The 13,759-nt window shown below is 68.3% G+C and carries 12 protein-coding genes; 3 read left to right on the top strand and 9 right to left on the bottom strand.

Annotated elements, in window-relative coordinates; translation table 11 throughout:
• Positions 1-65: 65 nt before the first annotated feature.
• Genes BM013_RS42130 through BM013_RS02435 form a run of 4 tightly spaced genes read right to left on the bottom strand, consistent with a single transcriptional unit; the run spans position 66 to position 6,631 of the window.
• Positions 66-779 carry a helix-turn-helix domain-containing protein gene (locus BM013_RS42130; protein ID WP_093122344.1) on the bottom strand — a complete coding sequence of 238 codons (714 nt, stop codon included), beginning with the start codon at positions 777-779 and terminating at the stop codon, positions 66-68.
• Between the two features lie 3 nt (positions 780-782).
• Positions 783-3,899, bottom strand: coding sequence for an efflux RND transporter permease subunit (locus BM013_RS02445; protein ID WP_093122342.1), 3,117 nt, complete (start codon positions 3,897-3,899; stop codon positions 783-785).
• 10 nt (positions 3,900-3,909) lie between these two features.
• Positions 3,910-5,067 carry an efflux RND transporter periplasmic adaptor subunit gene (locus BM013_RS02440; protein ID WP_256221359.1) on the bottom strand — a complete coding sequence of 386 codons (1,158 nt, stop codon included), beginning with the start codon at positions 5,065-5,067 and terminating at the stop codon, positions 3,910-3,912.
• Between the two features lie 43 nt (positions 5,068-5,110).
• Positions 5,111-6,631, bottom strand: a complete 1,521-nt coding sequence (locus tag BM013_RS02435) for an efflux transporter outer membrane subunit (RefSeq protein ID WP_093122339.1) — start codon at positions 6,629-6,631, stop codon at positions 5,111-5,113.
• A gap of 354 nt (positions 6,632-6,985) precedes the next feature.
• Here BM013_RS02435 and BM013_RS02430 point away from each other — a divergent pair, with 354 nt between their 5' ends.
• The gene (locus BM013_RS02430) at positions 6,986-7,546 is read left to right on the top strand and encodes a fasciclin domain-containing protein (protein ID WP_093122336.1); all 561 of its coding nucleotides are present in this window, start codon (positions 6,986-6,988) and stop codon (positions 7,544-7,546) included.
• A 183-nt stretch (positions 7,547-7,729) separates the two neighbouring features.
• Here the strand turns inward: BM013_RS02430 and BM013_RS02425 are convergent, their stop codons facing one another.
• Positions 7,730-8,443: a helix-turn-helix domain-containing protein gene (locus BM013_RS02425; protein WP_093122333.1), complete on the bottom strand. Its 714-nt coding sequence runs from the start codon at positions 8,441-8,443 to the stop codon at positions 7,730-7,732.
• Between the two features lie 67 nt (positions 8,444-8,510).
• Between BM013_RS02425 and BM013_RS02420 the strand changes: the two genes are divergently transcribed.
• Together BM013_RS02420 and BM013_RS02415 are read left to right on the top strand one after the other, a co-directional pair.
• Positions 8,511-8,741 carry a helix-turn-helix domain-containing protein gene (locus BM013_RS02420; RefSeq protein ID WP_093122331.1) on the top strand — a complete coding sequence of 77 codons (231 nt, stop codon included), beginning with the start codon at positions 8,511-8,513 and terminating at the stop codon, positions 8,739-8,741.
• A gap of 3 nt (positions 8,742-8,744) precedes the next feature.
• A complete protein-coding gene (locus BM013_RS02415) occupies positions 8,745-9,014 on the top strand; it encodes a hypothetical protein (protein ID WP_093122329.1) in 270 nt (89 codons plus the stop codon).
• Here BM013_RS02415 and BM013_RS02410 read toward each other — a convergent pair.
• From BM013_RS02410 to dapE, 4 genes are all read right to left on the bottom strand, one after another.
• On the bottom strand, positions 9,000-9,485 hold the full coding sequence (locus BM013_RS02410; protein WP_093122326.1) for a hypothetical protein: 486 nt from the start codon (positions 9,483-9,485) through the stop codon (positions 9,000-9,002). The two genes, BM013_RS02415 and BM013_RS02410, sit on opposite strands and share 15 nt — an antisense overlap.
• Before the next feature lie 27 nt (positions 9,486-9,512).
• On the bottom strand, positions 9,513-11,504 hold the full coding sequence (locus BM013_RS02405; protein WP_093122324.1) for an ABC-F family ATP-binding cassette domain-containing protein: 1,992 nt from the start codon (positions 11,502-11,504) through the stop codon (positions 9,513-9,515).
• Between the two features lie 164 nt (positions 11,505-11,668).
• Complete coding sequence (prmB, locus tag BM013_RS02400) at positions 11,669-12,559, bottom strand: 50S ribosomal protein L3 N(5)-glutamine methyltransferase (RefSeq protein WP_093122322.1); 891 nt, start codon at positions 12,557-12,559, stop codon at positions 11,669-11,671.
• Positions 12,556-13,740 carry a succinyl-diaminopimelate desuccinylase gene (dapE, locus tag BM013_RS02395; RefSeq protein WP_093122320.1) on the bottom strand — a complete coding sequence of 395 codons (1,185 nt, stop codon included), beginning with the start codon at positions 13,738-13,740 and terminating at the stop codon, positions 12,556-12,558. Before dapE ends, prmB begins: the two co-directional genes overlap by 4 nt.
• Positions 13,741-13,759 lie beyond the last annotated feature (19 nt).

Raw genomic sequence — 13,759 nt, 5'->3', positions numbered from 1 at the left:
CGCGGGACTCTAGGGCGCTTGCCCGGCGGCGTCTGGAACGAATGTGATCAGCGCCTCCAGCGCCTTCAGCGCATCTGCTGGCGGTAGCGTGCGGGCGTGGTGCCGAAGGTGCGCCGGAACAGCCGGCCGAAGTGGCTCTGGTCCGCAAAGCCCGACGCCGCGGCGATCTCCGCGATGGGTTCGCTGCCGCGCAGTTGCCGCCTCGCTTCGTTCAGCCGGCGCAGGGTGCGGTAGTCGCGCGGCGGCAGGCCCATGGCACGGGTGAAGGCGCGGCTGAACGCTTCACGCGTCATGCCTTGGCGGCGCGCGACGTCGGCCACACGGGCGTCCGGCGCCACGGCGGCGGCGAGCGCGCTGCCTTGCGCATGCGAATCGGGCCGGGCCATCGCAACGGCACGCTCCACCGCCTCCATCAGCCGGTCGATTCGCAGCGGGCCCACGGCATTCCAGCCCTCCGGAAGCGCCAGCACGGCCGCATGGCGCGGCCGGCACGCCGTCTGCCGCAGGTAGACGTTCATGCAGCGGTTGTCCGCATCGCCCACCGTCACGCTGGCATGCGGGCACCCGGCGGGTATCACGACCAGCTGCCCGGCCGCGGCGCGCAGCACGCGGCCCTCGACCTCGAATGCACGCGCGCCCGAGATGACCAGCGTGAGCTGCAGCTCGTCATGAAAATGCGCGTGCAGCCCGGGCGCGGGGAGGCCGCTCCAGTGAGCGACCTCGATCTGCGAGTCCGGCGACAGGCGCGCGTACGACCACGAGGCGCCGGTATCGCGCACCGGTCAGGCCTCGGGTGCGACCCTGCCCGGCAGTGCGGGCGGCGGCTCGTGCGCGCGAGATGCGTCGGAAGCATCGGCTTCGTGCGTCGCATCGGCGCCTTCTTCCTTCTTGTGCCGCGCCGCAATGGCCAGGTACATCGCCGGCACCACGAACAGCGTGAACAGCGTGCCGATCGACAGCCCGCTGAAGATCACGATGCCCATCGCCTTGCGGCCGGCGGCGCCCGCGCCCGAGGCGATCACCAGCGGCAGCACGCCGAACACCATGGCCGCCGTGGTCATCAGGATGGGCCGCAGCCGCGTGCCCGCCGCCTCGACGATCGCGTCCAGCTTGCTCAGCCCCTGCTTCTGCAGCCGGTTGGCCACCTCGACGATCAGGATGCCGTGCTTGCTGATGAGGCCCATCAGCGTCACCAGCCCCACCTGCGTGTAGATGTTCATCGAGGCAAAGCCCCAGAAGATGAAGATCATGGCGCCGAACAGCGCGAGCGGCACCGACACCAGGATCACCACCGGGTCGCGGAAGCTCTCGAACTGCGCGGCCAGCGCCAGGAACACGATGATCAGCGCGAACAGGAAGGTGATGGCGAAGTTGCCCGACTCCTGCACGAACTGGCGCGACTGGCCCGAGTAGTCGACCGTGTAGCCGGTGGGCGCGAGCTGCTGCACCACGCCGCGCAGGTACTCCAGCGTCTCGCCTTGCGTGCCGCTGGGCACGCCCTGGATGGTCACGGAATTCAGCTGCTGGAAGTGGTTCACCGTCTCGGGCTGCACGGTGTACTTCAGGCTGGCCACGGTGCTGGCCGGCACCACGCCGTTGGGCGTCTTGATGTAGAAGTTCAGCACGTCCGACGGGTTGAGCCGGTCGACCTGCTGCACCTGCGGGATCACCTTGTACGAGCGCCCCGAGATCGAGAAGTAGTTGACGTAGCCGCCGCCCAGCGCCGCGCCCATCGCGTTGCCGACGTCCTGCTGGGTGATGCCCAGCGTGGCGATCTTGTCGCGGTCGACCACCACGGTGGCCTGCGGCAGGTCGATCTTCAGGTCGGCGTCGATGTAGTAGAACTTGCCGTCCGCGCGCGCCTTGTCCATGATCTGCTGCGCCAGCGTGTTCAGGTTCTCGAAGGGCTCGGTGGTCTTGATGACGAACTGCACCGGCAAGCCGGAGGCGCCCGGCAGCGCCGGGAACTGGAAGGCCACCACCTTGGCGCCGGCAATGCCGTTCCAGCGCTTTTGCAGGTCGGTCTGGATGTCGTGCGCGTTGCGCGTGCGCTGGTCCCAGGGCTTGAGCAGCACGCCGGCAATGCCCGCGTTGGTGCTGGGCACGCCGGTGAGCTGGAACAGCTGCTCGTACTCGGGCGTGTCGTGCGCCACCTTGAAGATCTGGTCCGCATAGGTCTGCATCTGGTCGATGGTGGCCGTGGGCGCGCCCACCACCTGCGACAGCACGATGCCCTGGTCTTCCTCGGGCGCGAGCTCCGACTTCGACATCTTGAACATCACGAACAGCAACGCGACCAGGATGACGCCCATGACGATCATCACCGGCCAGGTCTTCAGCACGCTGCGCAGGATGAGCTGGTAACGGTGGTGCACGCGCTCGAAGGTGCGCTCGATGGCCGCGGCGAACTTGCCGCTGTCCTGCTCGGGCTTGAAGAAGCGCGAGCACATCATGGGCGACAGCGTGAGCGCGACCACGCCCGACACCACCACCGAGCCCGCCAGGGTGAAGGCGAATTCGGTGAACAGCGAGCCCGTGAGCCCGCCCTGGAAGCCGATGGGCACGTACACCGCTACCAGCACCACGGTCATGGCCAGGATGGGCCCGCCCAGCTCGCGCGCGGCAAGCAATGACGCCTGCAGCGGCGACTTGCCCTCGCGCATGTGCCGGTCGACGTTCTCCACCACGATGATGGCGTCGTCCACCACCAGCCCGATCGCCAGCACCAGCGCCAGCAGCGTGAGCAGGTTGATGGAGTAGCCCAGCACCAGCATCACGAAGAAGGTGCCGATGAGCGACAGCGGCATGGCGATCACCGGCACCACCACCGCGCGGAAGCTGCCCAGGAACAGGTAGATCACGACCGTCACGATGACCAGCGCCTCGACCAGCGTCTTGATCACTTCGCTGATGGAGGTGTTGATGAAGTCGGTCGAGTCGTAGACGATCTTGCCGGTCAGGCCCGTGGGCAGCTGCGACTGGATGTCGGGGAACGCGGTGCGCACCTGCTTGGCCACGTCCAGGATGTTGGCCTCGGGCGCCACCTTGATGCCGATGAACACCGAGCGCACGCCGTTGAAGGCCACGTTGAAGTTGTAGTTCTCCGAGCCCAGCGTGACGTTGGCCACGTCCTGCAGCCGCACGATGGCGCCGTTGCTGCTCTTCACCGACAGCTGCTTGAACTCGTCCACGCTGTGCAGCGAGGTGCCGGCCGTGAGCGGCACGCTCACCATCTGGCCCTTGCTGGTGCCGATGGCCGCCAGGTAGTTGTTGGCGGCCAGCGCGGTGCTCACGTCGGTGGCGGTCACGCCGTAGGCGGCCATCTTCTGTGCGTCGAGCCAGGCGCGCAGCGCGAAGGTGCGCGCGCCCAGTATCTCGGCGGTCTGCACGCCGGCAATGGCGTTGAGCTTGGGCTGCACCACGCGCACCAGGAAGTCGGTCACGTTGTTGTTGGGCAGCGTGTCGCTGTAGAAGCCGATGTACATCGCGTCGGTGGTCTGGCCCGTGGCCACCGTGAGCACCGGCTGCTGCGCCTGCGGCGGCAGCTGGTTGCGTACCGAATTCACCTGCGTGTTGATCTCGGTCAGCGCGCGGTTGGAGTCGTAGTTCAGCCGCAGCGTGGCGGTGATGGTCGACACGCCCAGGCTGCTGGAAGAAGACAGGTAGTCGATGCCCTGCGCCTGCGACACGGCGGCTTCCAGCGGCTGGGTGATGAAGCCCGCGACCGTGGCCGCGTCCGCGCCGAAGTAGGTGGTGCTGATGGTGACCACGCCGTTCTCGGTCTTGGGGTACTGGTTGACCGGCAGGCCGGACAACGCACGCAACCCCAGCACCACGATCAGCAGGCTCACCACCATCGCCAGCACGGGCCGGCGGATGAAGATGTCGGTGAAGTTCATGCGCTCGGCCTCACTTTTCCTGCGGCTTCGGGTTGGCGTCGTTGGTGGGCTGGACGCTGTTGTCCACCGCCACCGGCGTGCCGTTCTTCAGCTTGTTCTGGCCGCTGCTGACCACCACCTGGCCGGCTTCCAGGCCCTTGACGATGGAGATCTGGTCGCCGCGCGTGGGGCCGGTTTCCACGAAGACCTGCTGGGCCACGAGCTGCGGCTTGCCGGAGGCGTCGGTGGCGGGCGCGGGAGCTGGCGTTCCAGGTGCCCCTGGCTTCGGCGGCTCGGCCTGCTTCACCACGTACACCGTCGAGCCGTACGGGTTGTAGGTCACGGCCGTGGACGGCAGCGTGAGCCGCTCCTGCGAGCCGCCGATGTCGATCTTCACGTTGGCGAACATGCCCGGCAGCAGCACCTGCTTGGCGTTGCCCACGGTGGCCTCGACCTGCACGTTGCGCGTGGCGGCATCGACCTTGGGGCTGATCGCGTTGATCTTTCCCGCGAAGGTCTGCCCCGGGAAGGTGTCGACCGACAGGTTCACCACCTGGCCCACCTCCAGCCCCGCGAGCTGCTGCTGCGGCAGCGAGAAGTCGACGTAGATCGGGTCGAGCGTCTGCAGCGTGACCAGCTTGTCGCCCGCGTTCACGTACTGGCCCGGGTTCAGGCCCGAGATGCCCAGGCGGCCCGAGAAGGGCGCGCGGATCGACTTCTTCGCGACCACCGCGGCCTGCTGCTCGACCTGCGCGCGCTTGGCCTTCAGGTCGTTGGTGTCGGCGTCGATCTGTGCCTGGCTCACGGCCTGCACCGCGAGCTGCGCCTGGTCGCGCTTGAGCACGGTGGCGGCCTGCGCGGCGGCGGCTTCGGCGGCGTGCAGCAGCGCGATGTCGGAGTCGGCGTTGAGCTCGACCAGCAGCGCGCCGGCCTTCACGTCCTGCCCCGACTTGAAGTGCACGCCGCGCACCAGCCCGGCCACTTCGGTGCTGAGGTCGGCGCCGCGCACCGGGTTCAGCGTGCCGACGGCCGTGAACTGCGACTGCCACTGCATCTTCTGCACCTCGACCGTCGACACGGTCTGCGCGCCCGGCTTGGGCACGGCCGCGATGAGGGCGCGGATCTGCAGGAACTTGCCGAGCGCGAGCGCGGCGATCAGCAGCAGCACGCAGCCGATCATGATGATCATTCTCCGGGTCATAGGTAGGCTTTTCTTGGAGTTATGGAGGTGTTCAGTTCTTGGCCGCGGCCTGTTCGGGCTGTGCGGCCTGTACCGGCTGTGCAGGCTGGCCCGGTGCAATCGCCGCGTTGGCCAGCTCGCCGCGGTTCCACCAGCCGCCGCCCAGCGCCTGGAAGAGGGCGGCCGTGTCGGCATAGCGCGCGGCCTGCGCCTGCACCAGCGCCGTGTGCGTCTGCAGCCAGGCCTGCTGCGCGGTCAGCAGCGTGACGTAGCTCACCGCACCGGCGCGGAACTGCGCGGTCGAAAGGTCGAGCGACTGCCGGGCCAGCGATTCGGCCGTGGCCTGGTTCTGCAGCGCGACGGCGTCGAGCTCGAGTGCACGCAGCGCGTCGGCCACGTTCTGGAACGCGCCCAGCACCGTGTTGCGGTACTGCGCCGCGGCCGAGTCGTAGGCCGCGACCGCCGCGCGCTGTTGCGCGCGCAGCGCACCGCCGTTGAACAGCGGCTGCGTGAGGCCGGCGCCGATGTTCCACAGCGTCGTCGGCCCCGTGAACAGGTCGCGCGCACGCAGCGAGGTGTTGCCGTAGCTGCCGCTCAGCTGGATCTGCGGATACAGGTTGGCCGTGGCCACGCCCACCGCCGCGCTGGCCTGGTGCAGCTGCGCCTCGCTGGCGCGCACGTCGGGCCGCTGGCGGGCGAGCTCCGAAGGCAACGACAGCGGCAGCGCCTCGGGCAGCGAGAGGCTCGCCAGGTCGAACTCGGGCAGGCCGGCTTCGGACGGCAGGCGGCCCGCGAACACGGCGAGCTGGTGGCGCGTCTGCGCCAACGCCTTCTCGATGGGTGGCAGCGTGGCCGTGGTCTGCGCGACCTGCGTGCGCTGCTGCAGCACGATCGACTTGGGAATGGCGCCGGTGTCGAACTGCTTTTCGATCACGCCGAGCTGGTCGCTCTGCGCCTGCAGCACTTCACGCGCGGCCTGCAGCTGCGCGCGCAGCGAGGCCTCGCGGATGGCCGTGGTCACGAGGTTGGAGGTGAGCGTGAGGTACACCGCCTCGACCTGGTAGCGCTGCGCTTCCACCGCGGCCTGCGCGCCTTCGATCTGCCGGCGCGAGCCGCCGAACACGTCGAGGTTGTAGCTGACGTTGACCGACGCGTTGTACAGCGTGAGCAGCTGCCCGCCCGGCACCCGCGAGCTGACCTCCGATGCACGCTCGCGCTGCGCGCCCAGCTGCGCGGAGACCTGCGGCCACAGCAGGTTGCCCGACTTCGCGTCGTAGGTGGCCTCGGCCTGGCGCAGCGCGGCCTGCGCGGACGCGAGCGTGGGGCTTTGCGCGAGCGAGGCGCGAATGAGCCGGTCCAGCGGCTCGGAATGGAACACGTCCCACCACTGCGCGGGAATGTCGCGGCCCGGCAGCAGCTCCTGCGACTGGCCGCCCGGCACGTCCGACTTTGCGGTGCGCGCGGGCATGGGGGCGGGCGTGTAGTCGGCGCCTTGCGCGGCGGCCGGCTGGTCGGGTGTCTTGAAATCGGGGCCCACCGCGCAGGCGCCGAGCAGCAGGGTTGCGCCCAGCACGGCGCCGTGGATCGCGGCTTGCGCGGGCCCCCTGTTTCGCTGGCGCGCGGGGGCCGCGCGCGGTGAAAAGGGGGAGTTCGCCAGCGCAGTTGGGTGTCGATTTGGCATGGGGCAGCGTTGTACACCCGGAAGGGCCCGAGTGCCTGAGTTGTTTCTGAATGTCGTCGCGCTGGCGCGCTTTCGCGAACGAAATGCGACGAAATCTGTGCCGCATGGCGCGAAATGCAGGGGCACGCCGCCAAGCGCGGCCGGGTTTTCCTTCAGACCGCCGCCGAATCTGTTTCGCGCGGGCTCCCGTATTGATCGCAACCGACGCCATTTCGCAGCGGTTCATTCATCCACAGGAGCATTTCCATGCAACGCCAACTTCATCGCATCGCCGCCGTCTCCCTCGCTCTCGCGCTGTCCGCCGGGGCCTGCTCGGCCCTCGCGGCCTCCGTCATGGTGGGCGGCGCGCCGATGCTGCCGACCAAGGACATCATCGACAACGCCGTGAATTCCAAGGACCACACCACGCTGGTCGCCGCCGTGAAGGCCGCGGGGCTGGTCGACACGCTCAAGGGCCCGGGCCCGTTCACCGTGTTCGCGCCGACCAACGCGGCCTTTGCCGCGCTGCCGGCCGGCACGGTCGACACCCTGCTCAAGCCCGAGAGCAAGGACGCCCTGACCGGCGTGCTGACTTACCACGTGGTGCCCGGCAAGCTCGACGCGGCCGCGCTCAAGAAGGAGATCAAGGCGGGCAAGGGCTCGGCCGAACTGAAGACCGTCGCCGGCGGCACGCTGGTGGCCAAGGAGAAGGGCGGCAAGATCATGATCACCGACGAGAAGGGCGGCACCGCGACGGTGACGATTCCCAACGTGTACCAGTCCAACGGCGTGATCCACGTGGTCAACAAGGTGCTGCTGCCCAAGTGACCCGGTGACCGATCTCCTCCAGGTCGCAGGCAAAAAAAAGCCCGCACGAGGCGGGCTTGAAGGTGACCTGCTGGAGGAGGGAGGATCAGAGGATGCAGGCCACAGGGAGAGACATGAATATCTCTCACGAACCTGCACGCAACCTGACCTCGCCGAATGTCTTTCTGAAAAGACGAGCGGCCTTCAGTCCTCGTCTTCCCATTTGCCCACGACGGTGCCCAGCACGGTGAACGCCAGGCGTATCGGCTCGTGCTTCAGGTTGAGCGGCAGCAGCCAGCGCCGTCCGTCCTCGTTCTTGAACACCTTGCACGTGACCTCGCCCGTTTCGTCGATGCGGGCGATCACGCGCTCGCCGTCGTCGGGCGTCTTCAGTTGCGTGTCGACGAAGACGATCGAGCCTGCGCGGTAGCTTTTCAGGAAGCCGCTGTCGGCCGTCATGCTGTCGCCGCGGATGCGCAGCGCGTAGGTGTCCAGGCTGTGGTGCGCGATGCATGGAATCCACTGCTCGGGCTGGGTCTGCTGCGAGGCCGTGCGGTCCTGCCAGGCGGCGGCTTCTTCCCAGGTGATGAGCGGCACGGTGTTGGGCGTGCGCGGATTGAACGAAGGCCCCATGGGCGGAAAGTGCAGCACGCGGTAGCTGCCGTGCGGTTCCTTGGCGCTGTCGTGCGCCAGCCGCAGGTGGCTTTCTCCCGGTGCCGGGCCGTCCCCGGTGTCGAGCCAGTTCGGATCGACGCGGTAGACGCGGGCCAGTGCCAGCACGCTCATCGATCGCGTGGTGTCCCCCCGTTCGATCTTCGAGATGCTCGATTGCTTGACGCCGGAGGCTGCTTCAGCCTGCTTCTGCGTCATCTTCGCGAATTTTCGCGCTGCTTTGGCGCGTGTCCCTATGCTCTCCATCGGTCGCATTTAAGCCCAGATGAATATTATAAAGAGACTTTAGAATATTAAAAAAGGGGAGTGATCTATGAAGCCACGCGAGTTGGTGCTGGCGCTGAGGGCCATGGGGCTCACGCAGAAGCAGATCGAGAAAAAAACGGGCATTCCGCAGCCGACGGTCAGCAAGATCGGCCTCGGGCGGGTTGCCGACGTGATGTCGCGCCACTACGTGGCGCTGCTCACGGCCTACGAGGAGCAGGTGAGGGAGGCCGCGATGCGCCCGGCACCGCTGCTCGGCAGTCCACCGTCCCATGACTGACGTGTGCCGCGCCGCGCCTCGCGCAGCCTGTGGCTCGACCGCGCCCTGTGCGCGGTGCTGGCGCTGCTGTCGGTTGCGGCGCTGACCTTCGGGCTGGTGGCGTCGTCGCCGGCGATGGCCGGGGTGGGCTGCTTCGGGCTGGTGTGCGCCGGGTGGGCCGCGCAGGTGCTGTTCGACCGCGAGGCGCTCAGGCGCTCGGCGGCGGTGCGTGCGGCGATCCGTGCGGCGATCCGCAAGGGTTCGCGTCGGTCCGGCAGGTCAGGGCGGTTCTAGGGCCAGCGTGGTGCTCACGCGCACGCAGTCCTTGATGTGCTGCTCGCCCAGCGCCCGCAAGGCTGCGTAGCCGAGCGCGGCCGACACCAGTTGCCCCGCAATGGGCACGTACTTGGTCGCCTGCTTGGCGGTGAGGCGCACGCCCGCGTGCTTGGCCAGGCGGATCAGCAGGTCGCGCGTGACGATGCGGCCCACCAGCAGGGCGCCCAGCGTGGTGGCCGCCTTCTGGATGCGCTCGCGCTGGTGCGGCGCGAGCTTTTCGACTTGCGTGACCGAGAGGCCGAACTCCGCGCTGATCTGCGGCACCAGGCGCGAGAGCAGCGCCGCGTCGGCCATCCAGTCGACGCCGGGCAGGGGCACGGCGCTGGCGGCCGCGGCGATCAGCGCCTTGCGCGTGATGAGCTTGCGGCTGCGGTGCACGGCGGCGACGAGCTTTTCGTCACCCCGGGCCAGGTCGATGGCGGACGGCATCCGGTGCCCCTTTCAGGTTTCGCGTTGTCAGGCCGCGAGCGCTTCCAGCTGGTCCGACAGGGCCAGCCAGCGCTCCTCGAGGCGGCCGATTTCGTCGTTCAGCGCCTTCAGCCGCTTGCCGGCATCGGCAATCTCGGCGGCGGGCAGCGGCTGGCTCATGCGGGCCTCGAGCGCGGTGCGCTCGGTGCTGGCGGCGGCCATGCGTTCGTCGATCTGGGCGATCTCGCGCTTGATCGGCTTGGCCTGTTCGCTGCGCTGCTGGCGCTCCTGGGCGTCCTGCTTGCGCTGCTGCGGAACGGCCGGGGCCGCGACCGGTGCGGCGGCCGCGGTGGCGGCTTCGCGCACCGCCACCTTGGCTTCTTCGCGCAGGCGCTTGGCCTCGTCCAGCAGGTAGCGCTGGTAGTCGTCCAGGTCGCCGTCGAAGTCCGCGACCACGCCGCGGCCCACGAGCCAGAACTCGTCGCACACCGAGCGCAACAGCGCGCGGTCGTGGCTCACCAGCATCAGCGTGCCTTCGAACTCGTTCAGCGCCACGGCCAGGGCCTCGCGGGTGGCGAGGTCCAGGTGGTTGGTGGGCTCGTCCAGCAGCAGCAGGTTGGGGCGCTGCCACACCATCATGGCGAGCACGAGGCGGGCCTTTTCGCCGCCGCTCATGGTGCCCACGGGCTGCTTGACCATGTCGCCGCTGAAGTTGAAGCTGCCCAGGAAGCCGCGCAGCGCCTGCTCGCCGGTGGCTTCCTTCGCGTTGCTGCCCAGCTCGCGCGCCATGCGCACCATGTGTTCGAGCGGGTTGTCCTGCGGGCGCAGCACGTCGAGTTCCTGCTGCGCGAAGTAGCCGATGTTCAGGCCCTTGCCCTCGGTGACTTCGCCTGCCAGCGCGCCCATTTCGCGCGCAATGGTCTTCACCAGCGTCGACTTGCCCTGGCCGTTGGCGCCCAGGATGCCGATGCGCTGGCCCGCCAGCACCGAGCGGCTCACGCCGCGCAGGATGGTCTTGGGCGCCGCGTCTTCGCTCTCGCCCGACGCCTGGTAGCCGAAGCTCGCGTTGCTGATCGACAGCATCGGGTTGGGGATGTTGCCCGGTTCCTTGAACTCGAAGGTGAAGTCGGCCTCCGCCAGCAGCGGCGCCACCTTCTCCATGCGCTCCAGCGCCTTCACGCGGCTTTGCGCCTGCTTGGCCTTGCTGGCCTTGGCCTTGAAGCGGTCGATGAACTTCTGCAGGTGGGCGATCTTGTCCTGCTGCTTGCTGAAGGCCACCTGCTGCTGCTCCATCTGCAGCGCGCGCATGTCCTCGAACTTGCTGTAGTTGCCGCCGTAGCGCGTGAGCTGGGCGTTGGCGATGTGCAGGGTCACGTCGGTCACGGCATCGAGAAACTCGCGGTCGTGGCTGATGACGATCATGGTGCCTTCGTACTTCTGCAGCCAGGCTTCGAGCCACACCAGCGCGTCCAGGTCCAAGTGGTTGGTGGGTTCGTCCAGCAGCAGCAGGTCGCTCGGGCACATCAGGGCGCGGGCCAGTTGCAGGCGCATGCGCCAGCCGCCGGAGAAGCTGTTCACGGGCTCGTCGAGCTCGTGCGACTTGAAGCCCAGGCCCAGGATGAGCGCCTGTGCGCGGGGCACCGCGTCGTGCTCGCCGGCATCGGCCAGGTCGGTGTAGGCGTGTGCCAGTTCCATGCCGATGTCGGCGTCTTCCGGGTTGGCTTCGTAGGCGGTCTCGATGGCCGCCAGCGTGGCGCGCAGCTCGGTCAGGCGGGTGTCGCCGCCCACCACGAAATCGGTGGCCGAGTCGTCGGTTTCGGGCATGTCCTGCGCCACCTGCGCCATGCGCCACTGCTTGGGCACATAGAAGTCGCCGCCGTCTTCGTGCAGCGAGCCATTGAAGAGCGCGAACAGCGAGGACTTGCCGGCGCCGTTGCGCCCCACGAGGCCGACCTTTTCGCCGGGGTTGAGGTTGACGGTGGCGCCGTCGAGGAGTTTCTTGGCACTGCGGCGAAGAATGACGTTTTTGAGAGTGATCATGAAAGAGGAACCGTAGGAGGGATTATCCCGCCCGGCCCTTTCGGTACGGCAAAAAGGGACAAAGAGGGGCAAAGGCGCGGGGATATCGCCTGGAAACCGGGGATCGCAGCCATTGGCTGCGCGAAAGCGGCGGAAGAAGGCTTGGGGGGCTTGGACCGGCGCCGCTAACGCGCGCCGGCGCCAGCCACCAACTCGGCCAGGGCGCTGCGGGTCACAAGCAAGACCTGGTCCTCGCCCGCCGAGGTTTCGAGCCAGACCACCTCGAGCTGCGGAAACGCCGCCTCGAAATAGTCGCGCTCGTTGCCGATTTCCAGCACCAGCACGGCGCGTTCGCTCATGCGCGCTGGCGCGTCGGCGAACAGCTGGCGCACGAAGTCCATGCCGTCGGTGCCGCCGGCCAGCGCCAGTTCAGGCTCGGCGCGGTATTCGGCGGGCAGGGCGGCCATGCTCTCGCTGTTCACGTAGGGCGGGTTGCACAGCACCAGGTCGTAGGGGCCGGGCACGTTGTTCAGGCCGTCCGATTCGATCAGCGTGACGCGCGCGTCCAGCTCATGGCGCGTGACGTTGATGGCCGCCACCTCGAGCGCTTCGACCGACAGGTCGGCCGCGTCCACCGTCACGTCGGGGTAGGTGAGCGCCGCCAGCACCGCGAGGCTGCCGTTGCCGGTGCACAGGTCGAGCACGCGCTGCGTGTGTTCGCCCAGCCAGTAGTCGATGCTGCCGTCGGCAATCAGCTCGGCGATGAAGCTGCGCGGCACGATGGCGCGCTCGTCCACGTAGAACGCAACGCCCTGCAGCCAGGCCTCCTTGGTGAGGTAGGCCGCGGGCTTGCGCGTGGCGATGCGTTCGTCGACGAGCGCGGCCACCTTGGCGGCGTCGGCGGGCGCCACGGCCGTGTCGGCCACGGCGTCGATGTCGTCCAGCGGCAGCTTCAGGCGCCACAGCACCAGCCAGGCGGCTTCGTCGAAGGCGTTGGCCGTACCATGGCCGAAGGCCACGCCGGCGTCTGTCAGCCGCTTGGCGCCGGCCTCGATGAGTTCGATGACGGTGCTCATGCGGCGAGCGCAGCGTTCAACTGCTTGAGGGTGCGCACGTAGATGTTCTTCAGCGTCTCGATCTCGGCCACGTCGATGTGCTCGTCGATCTTGTGGATGCTGGCATTCACCGGGCCGAGCTCGACCACCTGCTTGCAGATCTTGGCGATGAAGCGCGCGTCGCTGGTGCCGCCGCTGGTCGACAGCTCGGTCTCGATGCCGGTTTCCTCGCGGATCGCGCCCTGCACGGCCGTGACCAGCTCGCCTGGCGTCGTGAGGAAGGGCAGGCCGCCGATGGTCCAGGCCAGCGTGTACTCGACCTGGTGCGCGTCGAGCACGGCATGCACGCGCTGCTGCAGCGACTCGGGCGTCGATTCGGTCGAGAAGCGGAAGTTGAAGTCGATCACCGCACTGCCCGGGATCACGTTGCTCGCGCCGGTGCCCGAGTGGAAATTGCTGATCTGCCAGCTGGTCGGCTGGAAGTAGGCGTTGCCCGCGTCCCAGCCGCCGGCGGTGTTCAGCGCCACCAGTTCGGCCAGCGCGGGCGCCACCGAATGCACCGGGTTCTTCGCCAGGTGCGGGTAGGCGATGTGGCCCTGCACGCCCTTGACCGTGAGCTTGCCGCTCATGGTGCCGCGGCGGCCGTTCTTGATCATGTCGCCGCAGCGCTCCACCGCGGTGGGCTCGCCGACGATGCAGTAGTCGACCACCTCGCCGCGCGCGGCCAGTGCGTTGCACACGATGACGGTGCCGTCGACGCCGGGGCCTTCCTCGTCGCTGGTGAGCAGCAGCGCCAGCGTGAGCTGCGGGTCGGGCTCGGCCTGCAAGAATTCTTCGATCGACACGACGAACGCCGCCACCGAGGTCTTCATGTCGCAGGCGCCGCGGCCGTAGAGCTTGCCGTCGCGGTGCGTGGGGGTGAAGGGGTGGCTGGTCCACTGCTCGACGGGGCCGGTGGGCACGACGTCGGTGTGGCCGGCGAACACCAGCGTCCTGGTGGGCTTGGCGCTTTGGCCAGCCGAGGGGCGGCGCACCGCCCACAGGTTGGTCACGCGAAAGTCGGCCGGGCCGCTCTCGATGGTTTCCAGCGTGAAGCCCAGTTGCGCCAGACGCTCGCCGAGGATCTGCTGGCAGCCCGCGTCGTCAGGCGTGACGGAAGGGCGCGAGATGAGTTGTTCGGCGAGCTGGAGCGTACGGGACATCGAAAAAGGCCGGCTGGGG

This window comes from Variovorax sp. OK605 (assembly GCF_900115445.1).
Lineage (GTDB): Bacteria > Pseudomonadota > Gammaproteobacteria > Burkholderiales > Burkholderiaceae_C > Variovorax.
This window is presented reverse-complemented; position numbering and strand designations above follow the sequence as displayed.